The sequence below is a fragment of the Paenibacillus sp. 01T431 genome, from assembly GCF_056398625.1.
Genome location: NZ_JBFTPT010000011.1, coordinates 79199 through 96095, shown reverse-complemented (window position 1 = coordinate 96095; position 16897 = coordinate 79199). Strand labels below are relative to the sequence as shown.

16 protein-coding genes are annotated in these 16897 nt (G+C 47.2%); 14 read left to right on the top strand and 2 right to left on the bottom strand.

The annotated features are described in order from the left end of the window. The first annotated feature begins 84 nt into the window (after positions 1 to 84). Both AC1DM9_RS20325 and AC1DM9_RS20320 read left to right on the top strand, forming a co-directional pair. Positions 85 to 1122, top strand: a complete 1038-nt coding sequence (locus AC1DM9_RS20325; protein ID WP_477581862.1) for a LacI family DNA-binding transcriptional regulator — start codon at positions 85 to 87, stop codon at positions 1120 to 1122. A 36-nt stretch (positions 1123 to 1158) separates the two neighbouring features. Then, entirely contained in the window at positions 1159 to 3351 is a 2193-nt protein-coding gene (locus AC1DM9_RS20320) for an alpha-galactosidase (RefSeq protein WP_477512088.1), read from the top strand. A 169-nt stretch (positions 3352 to 3520) separates the two neighbouring features. On the opposite strand, the gene AC1DM9_RS20315 is transcribed toward AC1DM9_RS20320, so the two are convergent. Further along, positions 3521 to 3817, bottom strand: coding sequence for a hypothetical protein (locus AC1DM9_RS20315; protein ID WP_076269769.1), 297 nt, complete (start codon positions 3815 to 3817; stop codon positions 3521 to 3523). 348 nt (positions 3818 to 4165) lie between these two features. Here AC1DM9_RS20315 and AC1DM9_RS20310 point away from each other — a divergent pair, with 348 nt between their 5' ends. The 10 genes from AC1DM9_RS20310 to AC1DM9_RS20265 all read left to right on the top strand — a co-directional run bounded on the left by AC1DM9_RS20310 (position 4166) and on the right by AC1DM9_RS20265 (position 14396). Next, complete coding sequence (locus AC1DM9_RS20310; protein WP_477551177.1) at positions 4166 to 4975, top strand: MerR family transcriptional regulator; 810 nt, start codon at positions 4166 to 4168, stop codon at positions 4973 to 4975. Further along, entirely contained in the window at positions 4965 to 6734 is a 1770-nt protein-coding gene (locus tag AC1DM9_RS20305; RefSeq protein WP_477551178.1) for an ABC transporter ATP-binding protein, read from the top strand. The genes AC1DM9_RS20310 and AC1DM9_RS20305 overlap by 11 nt, the downstream gene beginning before the upstream one ends. A 139-nt stretch (positions 6735 to 6873) precedes the next feature. Further along, positions 6874 to 7725 carry an SDR family oxidoreductase gene (locus tag AC1DM9_RS20300; RefSeq protein ID WP_477581859.1) on the top strand — a complete coding sequence of 284 codons (852 nt, stop codon included), beginning with the start codon at positions 6874 to 6876 and terminating at the stop codon, positions 7723 to 7725. Positions 7726 to 7871: 146 nt separating this feature from the next. Beyond that, positions 7872 to 8711: an STM4015 family protein gene (locus AC1DM9_RS20295; RefSeq protein ID WP_179089872.1), complete on the top strand. Its 840-nt coding sequence runs from the start codon at positions 7872 to 7874 to the stop codon at positions 8709 to 8711. Then, positions 8684 to 9937, top strand: a complete 1254-nt coding sequence (locus AC1DM9_RS20290; protein WP_477581857.1) for an STM4014 family protein — start codon at positions 8684 to 8686, stop codon at positions 9935 to 9937. The genes AC1DM9_RS20295 and AC1DM9_RS20290 overlap by 28 nt, the downstream gene beginning before the upstream one ends. 6 nt (positions 9938 to 9943) lie before the next feature. Further along, entirely contained in the window at positions 9944 to 10729 is a 786-nt protein-coding gene (locus AC1DM9_RS20285) for an STM4013/SEN3800 family hydrolase (protein WP_477581855.1), read from the top strand. A gap of 74 nt (positions 10730 to 10803) precedes the next feature. Continuing rightward, the gene (locus AC1DM9_RS20280) at positions 10804 to 12102 is read left to right on the top strand and encodes an STM4012 family radical SAM protein (protein WP_441877574.1); all 1299 of its coding nucleotides are present in this window, start codon (positions 10804 to 10806) and stop codon (positions 12100 to 12102) included. Then, positions 12099 to 12986, top strand: a complete 888-nt coding sequence (locus AC1DM9_RS20275; RefSeq protein ID WP_477581853.1) for an STM4011 family radical SAM protein — start codon at positions 12099 to 12101, stop codon at positions 12984 to 12986. Before AC1DM9_RS20280 ends, AC1DM9_RS20275 begins: the two co-directional genes overlap by 4 nt. A 45-nt stretch (positions 12987 to 13031) precedes the next feature. Next, positions 13032 to 13562, top strand: a complete 531-nt coding sequence (locus AC1DM9_RS20270; protein WP_441877023.1) for a type 1 glutamine amidotransferase domain-containing protein — start codon at positions 13032 to 13034, stop codon at positions 13560 to 13562. Between the two features lie 192 nt (positions 13563 to 13754). After that, the gene (locus AC1DM9_RS20265) at positions 13755 to 14396 is read left to right on the top strand and encodes a hypothetical protein (protein ID WP_339207406.1); all 642 of its coding nucleotides are present in this window, start codon (positions 13755 to 13757) and stop codon (positions 14394 to 14396) included. A gap of 37 nt (positions 14397 to 14433) precedes the next feature. Here the strand turns inward: AC1DM9_RS20265 and AC1DM9_RS20260 are convergent, their stop codons facing one another. Then, positions 14434 to 15249 (bottom strand): alpha/beta fold hydrolase, encoded by an 816-nt coding sequence (locus AC1DM9_RS20260; RefSeq protein ID WP_441877020.1) that lies wholly within the window; start codon positions 15247 to 15249, stop codon positions 14434 to 14436. 118 nt (positions 15250 to 15367) lie between these two features. On the opposite strand from AC1DM9_RS20260, the gene AC1DM9_RS20255 reads away from it, so the two are divergent. Next, positions 15368 to 16054 (top strand): M50 family metallopeptidase, encoded by a 687-nt coding sequence (locus AC1DM9_RS20255; RefSeq protein WP_441877017.1) that lies wholly within the window; start codon positions 15368 to 15370, stop codon positions 16052 to 16054. Between the two features lie 22 nt (positions 16055 to 16076). Beyond that, on the top strand, positions 16077 to 16895 hold the full coding sequence (locus AC1DM9_RS20250) for a PPK2 family polyphosphate kinase (protein ID WP_441877014.1): 819 nt from the start codon (positions 16077 to 16079) through the stop codon (positions 16893 to 16895). Positions 16896 to 16897 lie beyond the last annotated feature (2 nt).

The window sequence follows — 16897 nt, the reverse complement described above, 5'->3', positions numbered from 1 at the left end:
AATAGGGTGCTTGTGGACTTTGCGAGCGTCTGCTAAACTAAAGTTGTTATTCAGTAAATTTATTAACTAAATTCGGAGTGTGGCATGGCAACGATAAAAGATATTGCGCAGGAGGCAGGCGTTTCAGCTGCTACCGTATCCAGGGTTTTGAACAATGATGTCACCTTGGCAGTAAGTGAGGAAACGCGTACACGAATATTCAGCATTGCCGAGCAGCTGCAATATAAGCCGTCCAGGCTGAGAAGAATGAAGAAGGAAGAGCAGCTCTCGCGTCAGCAAATCGGTTTGCTCATGTGGTCGACACTGGAAGATGAGCATGATGATCCTTATTTCTCCTCCATTCGCAAAGGCATTGAAACGCGCTGCGAGGAGCTTGGAATCAACATTGTGAAAGTGCTTCGCGGCAACAGTCGAGTGGAGATGCAGTCGTTCAACGAGCTGGATGGTGTGATTGTTGTAGGCTCCATTCATGATGAGGATGTTAATCAGTTGTATAGCAACGGAAATCGGCTTGTATTTGTAAACCATTCAGGCGAGCTGTATGAGTATGACACCGTAAAGCTGCATTTTGAGCAAGCAACCCGAGCAGTAATCAAACATCTTAGAGAACTAGGACACCAAAAAATAGGCTACATCGGCGGGAATGATTATATCCATCGTCTGAATCGTCAATTTGAGAGTACAGAGACGGATGAGCTTCGCCGTGTTTTTTTCGAGAAGGAGATGCGTGAGCGAGGTCTTTATGATGCAAACTTCGTCATTAAGGCATATTGGTCTTCAAACAGCGGATATGAGGCGATGAATCAGATGCTTCAGCAAAGCTCGCGGCCATCCGCTTGTTTTATTGGAAGTGATCCCATGGCTGTAGGTGCTTTGCGCGCGCTGCATGAGCATGGTCTTCGGGTTCCTGAGGATATGGCTATTGTAGGTTTTGATGACATTGAAATCTCTGCATTTTTGAATCCGCCGCTAACGACGGTTCGCGCGCATACTGAGCATATGGGCAGAACGGCGGTACAACTGCTGCTTGAGCGGATCGAAGGCCGTGAGGCAGCTGTTCATATGACCGTTAATACGACACTCATCGTGCGGGAAAGCTGCGGCAGCTCTGTGAAATCGTAAGTATTCATTTATATAAACTTTTAGGAGGTTATTATTTTGTCTATTCAATATGATCAACAGCTCTCGGTATTCCACCTGCAAGCGAAGGATACAAGCTATGTTATCCATATTACGAAATCAGGTTATCCTGCACATGTCTATTGGGGCAAAAAAATTCGCGGCGTGCAGCTGGAGCGTTTATTTGAGCTTAAGGAGCGGGCTTCATTCACGCCTAGCACAGAGCTGGACCAATTGGAACTGTCGCTGGATACGCTTCCGCATGAGTATCCTGCATACGGCAACTCTGATTTCCGCATGCCTGCATTCCAGGTCAAGCTTCCAAATGGAACAACAGTAACGGATCTGCGCTTTGATTCGCACCGCATTGTGGATGGAAAGCCGGCGCTTGCTGGATTGCCTGCAACGTATATTGAGAACGACTCCGAAGCGCAAACGCTTGAGATCACGCTGAAAGATGATCTGACAGGCTTGTCCGTCATTTTGTCTTATACCGTATTTGAAAACTACGATGCGATTGCCCGTTCAGCTAGAATCGTCAACAACGGTACTGATACTTTGGATTTACAGCGCGCGTTCAGCATGAGCTTGGACTTTGCGCATGACAACTTTGAGATGCTGCAGCTCTCTGGTGCTTGGATTCGTGAGCGCCATATTCATAAGCGCAAGCTTGAGCCAGGTTTGCAATCGATCGAGAGCCGCAGAGGTTCAAGCAGCCATATGCAAAATCCGTTTGTCGCTTTGCTCTCTGAGGGTTCTACCGAGGATCACGGTGATGTATACGGTGTAAACCTTGTGTACAGCGGTAATTTTACGGCTGGCGTCGAGGTGGATCAATTCCATGCAGCTAGGTTATTCATTGGCATTAACCCATTCGACTTTAATTGGCGATTGGAGCCGGGCGAGGAGTTCCAAACGCCAGAGGCGGTAATGGTTCACTCTGAGCATGGCCTCGGCGGCATGTCACGCAGCTTCCATGATTTGTACCGTGCTCGCTTAATTCGCGGCACGTTCCGTGATCAAACACGTCCGATACTCGTCAACAACTGGGAAGCGACGTATTTTAACTTTAATGCGGACAAAATCGAAGATATTGCGCGTGCCGGCAAGGAGCTTGGCATCGAGCTGTTCGTACTGGATGATGGTTGGTTCGGCAAACGCGACAACGACACAACTTCGCTCGGGGATTGGTTTGTTGACCCGAAAAAGCTGCCAAACGGTTTAGAGGATTTGGTTAGCCGCGTGAAGCGTCTAGATATGCAATTCGGCCTATGGTTCGAGCCGGAAATGATTTCGCCTGAGAGCGAGCTGTACAAAGCTCATCCAGATTGGTGCTTGCATATCGACGGCCGCAGACGGACACAAGCGAGAAATCAACTCATTTTAGATTTGTCACGCGCGGACGTTCAACAATATATCGTTAAGTCGATATCGGATATTCTTTCAAGTGCGCCGATTACGTACGTGAAATGGGATATGAATCGCAATATGACAGAGATCGGTTCAGCACTTCTGCCTGCCAAGCGTCAACGCGAGACTGCTCATCGCTATATGCTGGGTCTCTATTCCGTGCTTGAGCAAATCACGTCTGCTTTCCCTGATGTATTGTTCGAGAGCTGCTCTGGCGGCGGCGGCCGCTTCGATGCGGGCATGCTGTATTACATGCCGCAAACATGGACAAGCGACAATTCGGATGCGGTATCTCGCTTGAAAATTCAATACGGAACAAGCATCGTTTATCCGGTTAGCGCGATGGGTGCTCACGTATCAGCCGTGCCTAACCATCAAGTGAACCGGATAACCTCCCTAGAAACTAGAGGAAATGTTGCGCTATCTGGAAACTTTGGTTATGAGCTTGATCTGACTCAATTTACGGAGGAAGAGAAGACGACCGTTAAGGAACAGGTTGCTCTTTATAAGGATGTAAGGCATCTTGTGCAATTCGGAGATTTCTATCGTCTGCTTAGTCCGTTCGAAGGCAATGAAACGGCGTGGATGTTCGTTTCCAAGGATAAAAAGGAAGCATTTGTAGTGTTCGTTACTGTTCTGCAAGAGCCAAATTTGAAGCTTAATCGCTTCTGCCTCAAAGGCCTTGATCCGAACCGCGATTACAAGCTGCTTGGTGAAGAAACGGTATATGGCGGCGATCAGCTGCTTTATGCTGGACTTGCAACTCCGCAATTTTATGGCGATTATGCAAGCAAGGTGTACCGCTTCCTCGCCGTGGAGTAAACGATCTACAATAAAGGGGTTATCTCAAAAGTGGATTTAATTACTTTTGAGGTAACCCCTGTTTTGTTTTAGCTTAGGTGTGAATAAAAAAATAGCGATGCAGGGGTCGTCCCTGTACCGCTATTTATTCCTTTTTCAAAAACTTTCACTTCTATTATGTACTATTGTACTAGCCGCTCATAGAAGTTGAAGCTGCTGCTGCAATAAAAATAACGAAAATGATGATGTAAATAACGAGAATGATTGCCGCCCAAATTAATGATGCTTTAAAATAGTTTTTCTTCGTTGGGTTGCCTTCACCAAACGCCCATACAAACATCATAATAACATTAACGATCGGAATGATTAAAATGAGTGTAGTGAGCATCCACTCTTTAATTGTAATGACAGGCGACATTTCCTGATTTTGTTGATGCCCGTATCCTGGTACACCGGGATTTACGGGGGGTTGCTGATAGTTATCCATTCTTTCTCTCCTCTGAGTTCATAGTGCTGTAACAATTTGGTCACAAATTGATTATATATAAATTCCCATAATTTACAACCCTTGAATTGAAGAAAATTGTTTTTTATTTATAAAATTTAGGGCTTGTATTCAATTATAGCGACAAAATAATAGATTAATTGATAGAAAATAAATGATATTATCGATTATCAATTTGTGTTTTTACGGGCGGAAAGGAGAGGATAAACCCCTTTTAAGCAGACATAAAGTAGACAATATTTCCATAAAATTATAAATTTCATCCTGTAAGCCACTTGCCCTTGACGTTACGTCAAGGGTTATACTCTGTTCAAGAGGGGGAATGAACAGATGAATAATAGTTCTTCTTATGCGATTGGCGCATTCGCGAAGCTGACAAAAGTTACTGAGCGAACGCTCCGTTATTACGATCGACAGGGACTGCTTAAGCCGTCCAGCCGAAACGCGCATGGGCATCGCTTTTATACGGATCAAGATTTAATTCAACTGCAAAAGATTTTAACGTTAAAATATTTGGATTTCTCATTAGAGGACATTTCTGCTTATTTGCAGCGGCCGGAAGAGGACTTGCAGCACTCATTAGCTTCGCAATACGAGATGCTTAAAAAAAAGCAGGCGCATTTGGAGCGTGTAATAGACACCATTGGACGGATGCAGAAAATTTTGGAGGGAGCGGGCAAGGTCGACAGCAATTCATTGCTAGTGTTTATTCAACATATTCAGCATGAGCAGCAGCAGAAGGAATGGCTGTCAACGCAGATGCCGCCTTCTTTAGTAGATGCGATATTTATGGAGGGGATAGACTCGGAAATCAGATCGGCATTTGAAAGTAAAATAACGGTGTTCGCCATGGAGCTAAAGGAACTTTACAATCAAGGAAAACAGCCTCTGGACGAAGAAGTGCTTGCTTGCGGACTGAGTCTTGTTGCGCTCTTAGAGGAGCTGCTGTCACCTGTCTTAGAGAGATTTAGTGAAGAGGAGCTTGCGCAATTAGAGGTGCTGAACGATCCAGCTCATTCCTTTGATCCTATTTTATTCCCAAATTTGTTTACGAAGGATGAAGAAGCCTTCTTAGCCGTTACTTTCGATCATCTTGAGGCATTGAAAATGTTGAAAGCAGGGATAACCGATGAAAAATAATGTTGAAGCAGATATGCCGAAGGCAACCATTGGCGTTTCACAATTTTTCAAGCTGATCGCGAAGCATAGACCCGCTAAGTTTTTAATTATCGTTGCCGTTGTACTAGGACTCGGAGAGACGCTGCTCTCGCTGCTCATTCCTTTGTTGACGAAAAATTTAGTCGAGGAGTTATCGCAATCTACCATCCAAACGATGACGTTTGTTGTGCTTGGAGCAGTGTTTCTCGTTCAGACCATTATGTCTGGTTTCTCGGTCTATACGATGTCCTATGTAGGTCAGTATGTTATTGCAGGCTTGCGACGTGAAGTATGGAACCGAGTGATAAAGCTGCCAGTACCGTTTTTTGATCGCAACAATTCCGGCGAGACGATGAGTCGTGTTACGAATGATACAAATGTAATCAAAGATTTTATCATCGGGCATGTAATATCGTTTTTTGGAGGAATTGTATCTATTATAGGTGGCGTAATTCTTCTGCTGTTGATTGATTGGAAGCTCACGCTGCTTATGCTGATTGCCGTTCCGGTAGCACTTCTTGTTCTATGGCCGCTAGGCACCAAAATGTTCACAGTATCCAAATCCATGCAGGATGAAACTGCATTATTTCAAGGCGATCTTGGCCGAGTGCTCTCCGACATTCGGCTTGTGAAGGCGTCGCTTGCTGAGCCAGTAGAAAATCGTCAAGGCGACAAGCGAATCTCGCATTTGTTTACATTTGGCTTGCAGGAAGCTCGAATCATGTCAATCGTAACCCCTTTAATGATGACGGTGATGCTGCTCATTCTTGTTATATTAATCGGTTATGGCGGTGTAAGGGTCGCACAGGGCACTTTAACGGGCGGAGAGCTGGTTGCTGTCATTTTGTATATGTTCCAAATTGTTATGCCGTTTACGCAGATGGCTTCGTTCTTCACGCAATTCCAGAAGGCGATGGGTGCTTCAGAACGTATTTTGGAGCTGCTAAATGAGAAGGAGGAACAGTCCAGCCATGAGATTGCTGCAGCAGTCCTTCACGAGAAAGATCTTCATTCCTATATTAAATTTGAACAGGTAAGCTTCGGATATTCGGAGGATCGGCCGCTGCTTCATTCGCTCTCGTTTCAAGTGAAGCAGGGACAAGTAACGGCGTTTGTAGGCCCGAGCGGCACAGGCAAGACAACGCTGTTCTCGCTGCTGGAACGGTTCTATAATCCAACCGAGGGCGTCATAACATATGGCGGGGAACCGATCGCGTCCATGGCGCTGGAAGATTGGCGTAAGCGGATTGCTTATGTTTCACAAGATAGCCCGATGATGCAAGGCTCGATTCGTCACAATCTTACTTATGGGCTGGAGGATGTGAGCGAGGCGAAAATCAGGGAAGCTGTCGATCAAGCGAATTTGACAACTTTTATCGCTTCGCTGCCTGAAGGTTATGAGACGGAGGTTGGTGAAAGAGGCGTTAAGCTATCGGGAGGCCAGCGTCAACGGCTGGCGATTGCCCGGGCTATTTTACGAAATCCGGATATACTGCTGCTGGATGAAGCGACGGCTCATCTGGACAGCGATTCGGAGGTACAGGTTCAAGAGGCGCTGCAGGGACTTATGAAAGCAAGAACGACATTAGTCATTGCCCATCGACTTTCAACTATTCGTGGAGCCGACCAAATCATTGTGCTTGAGAAAGGTGAAATTTCGGGTCAGGGCACCCATGCAGAGCTGCTGGAGAACCATGAATTATATGCTAAGCTCGTACAGCAGCAGTTTAGTGTTGAGTAGTTAGGTTATTTGCGACAATAAAGTATGCTGTAGCGTTAATGCGATTCCAACGGGTATCCAAGTCATTTTTGTCCAGATAAGCTATACTCAATACAACAGGTTATTGTATACCATTCCTAGGAATTGAGGTGGCTTAAGGATGGCTAATGTAGCAGAAGTAACCAATCGACCTATAGCATTGATTACGGGAGCATCCAGTGGATTTGGGCTTTTGACGTCGATTCGCTTAGCGCAAGAGGGCTACTTTGTAATCGCAACAATGAGGGACATCGGGAAAAAGGAAGAAGTGCTTGCAAAAGCAAAAGAGAACGGCGTACTAGATCATATTGCAATAATGAGGCTTGATATTACCGATTCTGACAACATAGTGGAAGTCATTGAGCAGGTAATGGAGCGCTGGGGCAGAATCGATGTGCTCGTAAATAATGCGGGTTATGCCGTAATGGGCGTCGTTGAGGAAATACCGATGGTGGATTGGCGTGCTCAATTTGATACGAATTTCTTTGGTACCGTTGCTGTTACGAAAGCGGTTCTGCCACATATGCGAGTTCGCAGCCAAGGCAAAATTATTAATGTCAGCAGCGGAGCAGGCATTCTTGGTTTTTCCAACACGGGTGCGTATTCGGCCTCGAAATTTGCATTAGAGGGCTTTAGTGAAGCGCTGCGCCTAGAGCTGCTGCCATTTTCCATCCCGGTCGTACTCGTAGAACCCGGTACTTACGATACTGGCATTGCAGCAAAGCATGTGTTTCGTGCGGAACAAAACTCCCCTTACAGCAAAATGATTGAGCGCTTTAATCAATTCAATAAAAAGTCGGAGAAAAATGCGCCTAATCCGATTCAGGTTGCGAACACGATCGTGAAAATTTGCCAAACCCGCCGTCCGAAGCTTCGTTATGTGTGCGGAAATGATGCGAAGATGATTTTTGTTATGAAAAAGCTGTTCCCTTGGCGACTCATCGAATTTGTACTTCGCAAAGCACTGCACTAAATTCAAATAGCTGAGAGCGCTGTTTTCTGCGCTGCTCGGCTTTATTTTTATGAAGCCAAGACAGATAAGACCCTGAGACCATTGACGCATCGAAAAAGTCCATGTTACTCTAACTTCACATGGAAACTATTGGAGGGATCATCTTGATTGAAATTCGCTTATCGGTAGGTTATGACGAGTATGAAGAAGGCGTAAGGATGTCTGAACTGATTGAGAAATTGGCATCTAGCGCAGATGGCGAGAAGCTGTCTATACTAACGATTGGCGATTGGGGTCAGGCGTATGAGAATTCTCCGGACAGCTTCTTGGAATCATTGATCAGCCACAAAGATTCTTTTCCTAATTTAACGAAATTATTTATTGGAGATATGGGTTTTGAGGAATGTGAGGTTTCCTGGATTAATCAGACGAACCTTTCACCGCTGCTTGCGGCATTCCCGAATTTGCAGTCATTGTCGATCAAGGGCAGCCAAGAGTTAAGCTTGCAGCCTCTTGTACACGAGAAGCTGCAAGAGCTCGTTATTATTTGCGGAGGGCTTCCGAAGTCTGTACTAGAGGAAATAACGAGTGCAAAGCTGCCTGAGCTGAAGAAGCTTGAGCTTTATCTGGGCGTAGATGATTACGGTTTTGACGGCGGAATAGAGGATGTCATGCCGCTGTTGCAAGGTGATCTGTTTCCAAAGCTTACATACTTAGGCTTGAAGGATAGTGAAATTCAGGACGAAATCGCAATTGCGATCGCGGATGCGCCGATTTTGGACCAGTTGGAAATACTTGATCTCTCTTACGGCACGTTATCCGATGAAGGCGGCAAGGCACTGCTTGCAAGCGAGCGTGTGAAGAAGCTGAAGCATCTTAACCTGAGCTACCACTATATGTCGGATGAGCTGCTGCTTCGCTGGAAGCAAGCAGGCCTGTCAGTAGATGTGACGGACCAGCAGGAAACGGATGAAGATGATTGGCGTTATCCGTTCCTTACCGAATAATGGATCATTTTAAAAACGACGGCGTTGCCGAAGCTCCTTATTTGCTCATCGGAAATCCGTCAAACAAACGAACATTCGGCTTGCAGGCAGCAAGAAGGAAGCAGGGGCTCGCTCCTGCTGTTGTGCTCTCCTATGAGCAGTTGCTCAAGCGAACCGTGTTTATTCAAGATATTTTGCGAGAATATGCTGGTGCGGATAAGGTCATTATTCGGCTTGATGCGCCAGGTGAGGATCAAGCCGTTGAACGACAGTTGATCGCATGGGGTGCGGCTGACCGAAGCGGCGATGACTTATTCTGGTCAGCGGGCTCTCTGCCGCACAATATTTCGATATCCGCGGAGGAAGCGCAGCAGCTGCCGCTGGAGCAAGGACGAATCTATTATCCAGCACAGTGGTACCGCGGGTACTGCCGATTTCTTGCTGCTATGCATACAGAGGTTAAAGCATCAGGCGTTTCCGCAAGCTGGGTAAACTCGCCGGGAAGCGTAGCTAATATGTTCGACAAAAGAAGCTGCTGGCAGCTGCTCACACGCCATGGACTCATCATGCCGGCTCTTCCAGCTCCTACAGGAAGCATAAAAAATTACGATGAGCTGCAAGCGGCGATTGCTGCAAGCGGCATAAGGCGTCTGTTTATTAAGCTTGCTTGCGGATCGGGCGCTTCTGGTGTTATTGCCTATCAAATCAATCCTCGTACAGGCGATGAACTTGCTATCACGACCATCGGCATAGAAGAACGGGCCCGCGGCATTTGCTATTTCAACGAAGGCAAGCTGCGGCGTTACCGGGAACGCTCAGACATTCGGCGAATGGTCGATTGGGTATGCCGGGAAGGCGCACATATTGAACGATGGATTGAGAAGGAAAGCTTCGAGAGCAAGTCGTTTGATGTACGGCAGCTTGTTGTGGATGGTAAGGCTTGTCATACGGTACTCCGTTTAAGCAGCACTCCAATTACGAATCTTCATCTGCGCAACGAACGGAGGATGGATGTCGATCAGCTGCTATCTGCAGAAGTAATGGCAGCGGTGCAGCGGACAGCTGAATCCGCGCTCCGAGCTTTTCCCGGCTGCTCTGCGGCAGGCGTTGATGTGCTCGTTCAAAGAGGAAGCGGCATGACCTATCCGATAGACATCAATCCTTTTGGTGATTTGCTGTACGGCGCCGAGTATGAGGGAATGAACACCTATGAATGGCAAATGCAGCAGCTGCTTAGAGGGGAATAGATACGAATGCTAGATATGAACCAAATTGTAGGTTCTCACGATATACTCATGATTACGCTTGATACGCTGCGTTATGACGCTGCGAAGCTTGAGGAAAAGAATTGCCCGAACCTTTGCGGAAGTGGAGGCTGGGAGAAGAGGCATTCGCCGGGCAGCTTTACTTATGCTGCCCATCATGCTTTTTTTGGCGGTTTTTTGCCTACTCCTGCAAATACGGACAAAGCTTCTCATATTAGATTGTTTCATACAAAAAATACGGGGCTTAAGACGCACCCTCATACATGGTTATTTGACGCTCCGGATCTTGTATCCGGCTTGCAGGAGGCGGGCTACCGAACAATCTGCATCGGAGGCGTCATTTTTTTTACGAAAAAGAATAAGCTAGCCAAGGTTCTGCCTAGTTATTTTCAAGAAAGCTATTGGCGGATGACATTCGGGGTAACGAATCCGCGTTCGACGGAGCATCAAGTGAATCACGCGCTTAAGCTGCTGGAGAAAGCGGACCCTGCTGAGAAGCTGTTTCTGTTCATGAATATATCTGCCATGCATGGACCTAATCATTATTTTGTAGATGGCGCCAAACGGGATTCCGTGGAAACACAGCGTGCCGCGCTTCGTTATGTTGATAGTCAGCTTGCCCCATTGTTTGAAGCCATGCGGCGCAGAGGAAAAACATTATGTCTCGCGTTTTCCGATCATGGGACAGCTTACGGCGAGGATGGCTATGAAGGGCATCGGCTTGCCCATGAGGTTGTCTGGAATGTGCCGTATCGCGAATTTATTTTGGAATAAGGAGGAGAAGCAGCTTGCAAAAATCATCTTCGCTACCATCTTTTCCGGAGCTTAAGGAGCAGGAGCAGCGCTGGATGGGGGCTCCTTACCGTTCCTATTTGTATTCCTATCCCCATAAGACAGCTTACCGAGATTTGCATCCCGCGCAGTCGCTGAAGGAGATGTGGGAGCGGGATCAAACCGATTATTATTTTTTGTATATGCATATTCCTTTTTGTGGTGCTCGCTGCGGCTTCTGCAATTTGTTCACGCTGCCGGATCGTCGTTTAGACGTACATGAGCAGTATATTGATGCCATGCAGCGGCAGGCGGAGCAGTGGGCGCCTTGGTTTAAAGGCAAAACATTTTCGCGATTTGCGATTGGCGGAGGAACGCCAACCTTGCTTGCGGCTCCCCAGTTGAACCGTTTATTCGATATTGCTGAGAATACAATGGGCCTTGATCCGATGAAAGCATCGATATCGGTTGAGACGTCGCCGGAAACGGTAACGGCTGACCGCATGCGCGTTCTTAAAGATCGGCATGTTGATCGGATCAGCATGGGTGTTCAAAGCTTCGTTGAAGAGGAAGCAGCAGCAATCTATCGTCCGCAGAAGCCGCGGCTTGCGGAAGAGGCGCTGGAGACGTTGATGTCCTATTCGTTTCCACTCGTGAATGTCGATCTTATTTACGGTTTGCCTAAGCAAACCGCGGAAACATGGATTTATTCACTGGAGAAGGCGATCAGCTATGCGCCTGGCGAAATATTTATATATCCGCTATATACACGTGAGAACACCATTATTAAGCCAGAACAGATGCGCAGCGCAGGAGAGGATATTCGACTGGAGCTGTACCATATTGCGCGGCAGCGTCTGGAAGCGGCAGGCTATAAGCAGTTTTCGATGAGGCGTTTCGCTCGAGATACATCGTTTGATCATAAAACCGTGCTGCCCTTCAGCTGTCAGGAGGAAGGCATGGCAGGGCTTGGCTGTGGAGCACGCTCTTACACCCGTGATGTCCATTATGCATCGCGTTACGGCGTGAGCGCAGCGGCAACGCGCAGCATTATTGAACAATATGTTGCTGCCGAGCGTTATGATACGGCCGATTACGGCTTTATTCTGAATGAAGCGGAGCAGAAGCGCAGGTTTATATTGAAAGCTTTGCTGCACCGCGAGGGGCTCAGCTTACACACGTATGAGGAGCGATTCAAGAGTGATGCGCTAGCCGATCATCCTGATTTGCAGACACTGATCCGTTTGGAGCTGGCGGAGCTTCAGGAGGGTACTCTTCGCCTGACGACACAAGGCATGGCTTATTCGGATGCGATTGGCGACGAGTTTATTTCGAGCGATGTAAGGGAGCTTATGAACGGGTACGTCGTGCGATGAAGGCGGTGCTCTATTACCGCGGCGCGTTGTCATCATGCAATTATGACTGCCCTTATTGCCCATTCAGCAAAACAAAGGACAGCAAAGCGACGCTTGCGAAGGATAAGCAGCAGCTTCATGCCTTTATGGACTGGGTTCGGGAGCAAGGCGGCTCTGGACATCAGCTCTCGATTTTTTTCAATCCTTATGGCGAAGCGCTCGTACATCGGTGGTATCGTGAGGCGATGATCGAGCTGTCCCATATGCCGCATATCGAGAAGGTAGCTGTCCAGACCAATTTATCCGTCAAGCTTGATTGGACGAACGACATCGACCGGAGCAAGGCAGCCTTTTGGGTTACCTATCATCCTGGACAAACGAGCCATGCTGCTTTCCTAAGCCAGTGCATGAAGCTGTATGAGCAGAGAATTCCTTTTAGTGTCGGATCCGTTGGGATACGCTCGGCTTTCGGCGCGATTAAGCAGCTGCGGCAGCTGCTGCCAGAGGACGTGTACCTGTGGGTCAACGCCTTCAAGGATCAGAAAAATTATTATTCAGAGAATGATATTGTTTATTTAACCGAAATTGATCCGCATTTCCAGCTGAATGTTCCCGATTACGATAGTTTAGGCAAACCATGCGGCGCGGGCTCACATGTGTTTTATGTGCAGGGGGCTGGCATTGTCAAACGCTGCTATAACGATCGCAAGGTTATCGGCCATCTCTATCGTGACGGACTTGAGGGTCTAGCATCTGAGCGTCCTTGCACGATGAAGAAATGCGGGTGCTACATTGGCTATATTCATATGCCAGAACTGAAGCTTGGCGAGGTTTACGGTGATCGTCTGCTAGAACGTATTCCGTCAGGTTATACGCAGCAGCTTGCTTCAAATTCATCGAAATAGGGTAAAGTAAATCATGGCTTGAATCATGAGAGGAGTGTGCAACATATGACACCACTAAAAAAGGTAGCATTTCTGCTAGCTGACGACTTCGAAGATTCCGAAATGAAAAATCCCTATGATGAAATGGCAAAGAACGGTCACGACGCCGTTATTATTAGCTTGAAGAGCAACGACGAATTAAAAGGAAAACAGGGGACCATTGCGTATACCTCGCATTTGTCCATTGAAGAAGCTGATGCAGATGACTACGCTGCTATCATTATTCCGGGCGGAAAATCACCGTCTCATCTTATGGACAATGCGGATGTGCAGGCGTTCGTTCAAAAGGCAGATCAAGCTGGCACAACTATTGCGGCAATATGCCACGGTCCGCAAATTTTGGAGGCAGCTGGCCTGCTGAAGGGACGCACTTTAACAGCCTATCCTGCTTTATCCGCAGAAATTGAAGCAGCCGGCGGGACTTTTGTCGATAAAGAAGTTGTCGTTGATCGCAACTTTGTTACGTCTCGAACGCCAGAGGACGAGCCTGCTTTCATTCGGGAGACACTTGTAAAGCTTGGCGTAAACGCTTGGTAGTTTGAAATGGCTTTCGCTTTTATAGCGAAAGCGCAAGCAGGCAGGACTGTCTCACTAGATCGAAGCGGATCTGGGACAGTCCTTTTTTGTATCACATTACATATTTTGCTGGAGCGAACTTGGTCATCGCAATGCAAGTAGGGTATACTTTTTAGTATATATACGTTTAGTAAGGAAGGAGAGCATGCTTGAATGCCACACATGAAGCAGGGTGAACATACAGATCAAGCAAACCGCCCCCTTATTCAACGGCCTTCCACAGTGAGCAGGACAAGCCTTATTGATAACGGCATGACCGTTTTGCAGCAATGGGGAGCAGACCATATTTGCAAAGTTTGTATAGCTAACAGCGGATCATGCTGCCGCGATTGCCGTCATTTGCTCGATGGTGTAGGCTGTCAATTGCGAAATACCAGCTGTACAGCATGGTTATGCGGTTTTCATAAATATTTATTGTTTGAGGTTGAACAGTTGGAAGAGTGGAACCTGTTTTGGGATGATGTTCCCGGTCAGGCATTTCGTGAGGACTCTACACCTGAGCAGGTCATAATTGATAAATCATTAACGATTCAACAGCAAACAATGGAGCATCTTGGCGAAGCGCTTGCTGCAGATTTACAGGAGATGGAACGCTCGCATATTGCGATCGGCATTATCCTTACGCTTCGGGAGAAGCTGGATAAAAATATTGATCAGTTTATGCTGGAAGACAAGGATCATAAGCGGAAGCTGAGGATCAAACGGAAAATAAAAGTTCTTTCAAGCGATTTCCAGCGCTTTCACCATTTATTGAATAAGTACAAGATAGAGCTAGCTGAGCTCCATAACATGTAGAAAAAGGAGCCGATTAATCCGGCTCCTTTTCTGCTTTTTATTTCAAAAATTCGAGCAGCTCCTCATTGAATCTAGTTGGTTCGTCGAAGAGCATGCCATGGCCGCTTTGCTCGAACGTAACGAGCGTAGAGCCGTCAATGCCGCTAAGCAGCTGCTTGGCGAATTCTGGTGGACATATTTGATCCAGATTGCCTTGGAAAATCGTCGTTGCAGCTTTGATTTGCAGCACATCCTTCCGCAAGTCCTCATCGCGCAGCGACTCGAACGTATGGATTGACCCCCACGCGGATGCCTCTAAGCCGAGCAGCTGCAGCCAATCTTTGAATGGCTGACTGATGGCGTTTGGCTCTTGATCGGCTAGAAATTTCTCGCCGAAATCACGGAGCAGCTGCGGACGGTCTTTTTTGATTGCAGCTATTTGATCATTCGCTTCCTCTTGTGTCATGCCATGCGGGTAATTTTCACGTTGCGTGAATGAGGGAGCTGCTGCGCCTAGAAGCGCGAGCTTGCGAACGCCGTAACCGCCATGGCGCGCCATATAGCGGACGGCAATTGCTCCTCCTACCGAGAAACCAACGAGATAGGCTTGATCCAGTTTCAAATAATCAATAACAGCCTTTACGTCATCTGCTAGCCGATCGTAGCTATAGCCAGCTGCGGGAGCACTGGATTTGCCGAAGCCGCGTTGATCGATCCCAATACAGCGATAACCTTGCTCGGATAGCAGGGTGAACTGAGCTTCAAACATTTTGTGGTTCAGCGGCCAGCCATGCAAGAAGATAACGGGGCTGCCGGAGCCTATATCCTCAACATAAAGTTTAACTTTTTTCTCCACCTCAATATAATGTCCCATCATATCTCTCCTCTCGCGTCTATACTTTTACTTACCCGTATTAGCATCTTTTGAAAAATAAATCTTTTTCATACGTAAGAAGAGTTAGAATAGCGGTATATGACTTGGAGGCTAAAGCATGTTTTCTTGGTTGCGAATGACGGCTATTATTATCGTTACTGCTTTTTTAACTAGGTTCATTCCGTTCTCGGCTTTTTTTCAAAATGTGAATACATTAGTCCACGAGCTTGCCCACGCGCTTGCAGCTTTGCTGCTTAAGGGAAGCGTCTTGCATATTTATTTGTACGCTGACCAAAGCGGAGTGACTTATACCTCGTACACGGACAGCTGGATGCTAATCCCGATTGCGCTTGCCGGCTATTCGGGCTCAGCTTTGTTCTCGCTGCTGCTTTTCTTTCTATATGCAAAAGGAAAAGCTCGTTTTGGACTCGCGATCGTTGCGATAGCAGCTGGAGTGGCGCTCGCGCTTTTTGTTCGAAATGATTACGGCATGGCTTGGAGCGCGGGTTTCCTAGCATTGACGGTTCTTATTTATTTTGCTGCTCCTCGCTGGCTCAGAGACTTTTATTATTTGCTGATCGCTTTTATTTGTTTAGTGGAATCCATTATTAGTCCATTTGTGTTGCTCTATCTTGCGATTACGGAGCCCGCATCAGCTGGGGATGCGGCTGGTTTAAGCGACGTAACCGGTGTACCTGCCTTTGTGTGGTCCGCTTTGTTCTGCTTCTTCTCGCTCTGGTGTGCCAAAATAGCGACCAGCTGCTTGTTTAGGAGAGGCGCTGGTGGGATACTAATAAGTAAATAAACACTGGAGAGGCTGTGAGCAAATGTCCAAAAGCTACAAATTGCCCGAGAAGAAAAAGGTGGATCTGAAGGACATCGATCCGAAGGATACGGGGCGCTTTTCGAATAAAGAAGAGGTCGTTCAGGCAGTGAAGGAGCTTGAGCTTGAGCTGCAGCAGCTGCAAGAAAAACTTGCCGCGAGCAAAGAGCATGCCGTGCTGTTTGTGTTTCAAGGCATGGATTGCAGCGGCAAGGATGGTGTAATCAAAAAAGTATTTGCCGGACTTCATCCGCAGGGCATTTCTGCCCATAGCTTTAAGACGCCAACAGAGGAGGAAGCGCGGCATGATTTTTTATGGAGAGCACATGTAGCCGTGCCTGCCCTTGGCCAGATAGCTGTATTTAACCGTTCGTACTATGAGGAAGTTTTGATCACGCGAATCCATGGTACGGTTAAGAGCGAGGAAGCGAAGGAGCGGTTTAAGCACATCAATCATTTTGAAGCTCTTTTAGCCGACAGCGGGGTGAAAGTGGTCAAAATCTTTTTGCACATATCGAAGCAGTTCCAACTGGAGAAGCTAATAAGCCGTATTGAAGATCCGAAAAAAAATTGGAAGTTCGACCCGTCCGACTTAAAGGAGCGCAAGTCTTGGAAGCAGTACAGCGAGCTTTACGAGGAGCTGTTTGAAAAATGCAGCAAAGCGGCGCCATGGTATGTCGTCCCCTCTGATAATCGCTGGTATCGCAATTATGCGGTGCTTCGAATCGCGGTGGATGCGCTGCGGAGCCTTGATTTGAAAGATCCGGCAGCAAGACCTGAGCTCGAGCCCTTTTTGGAGGAGCTTAAGAAAGAAGAAGCATAGCT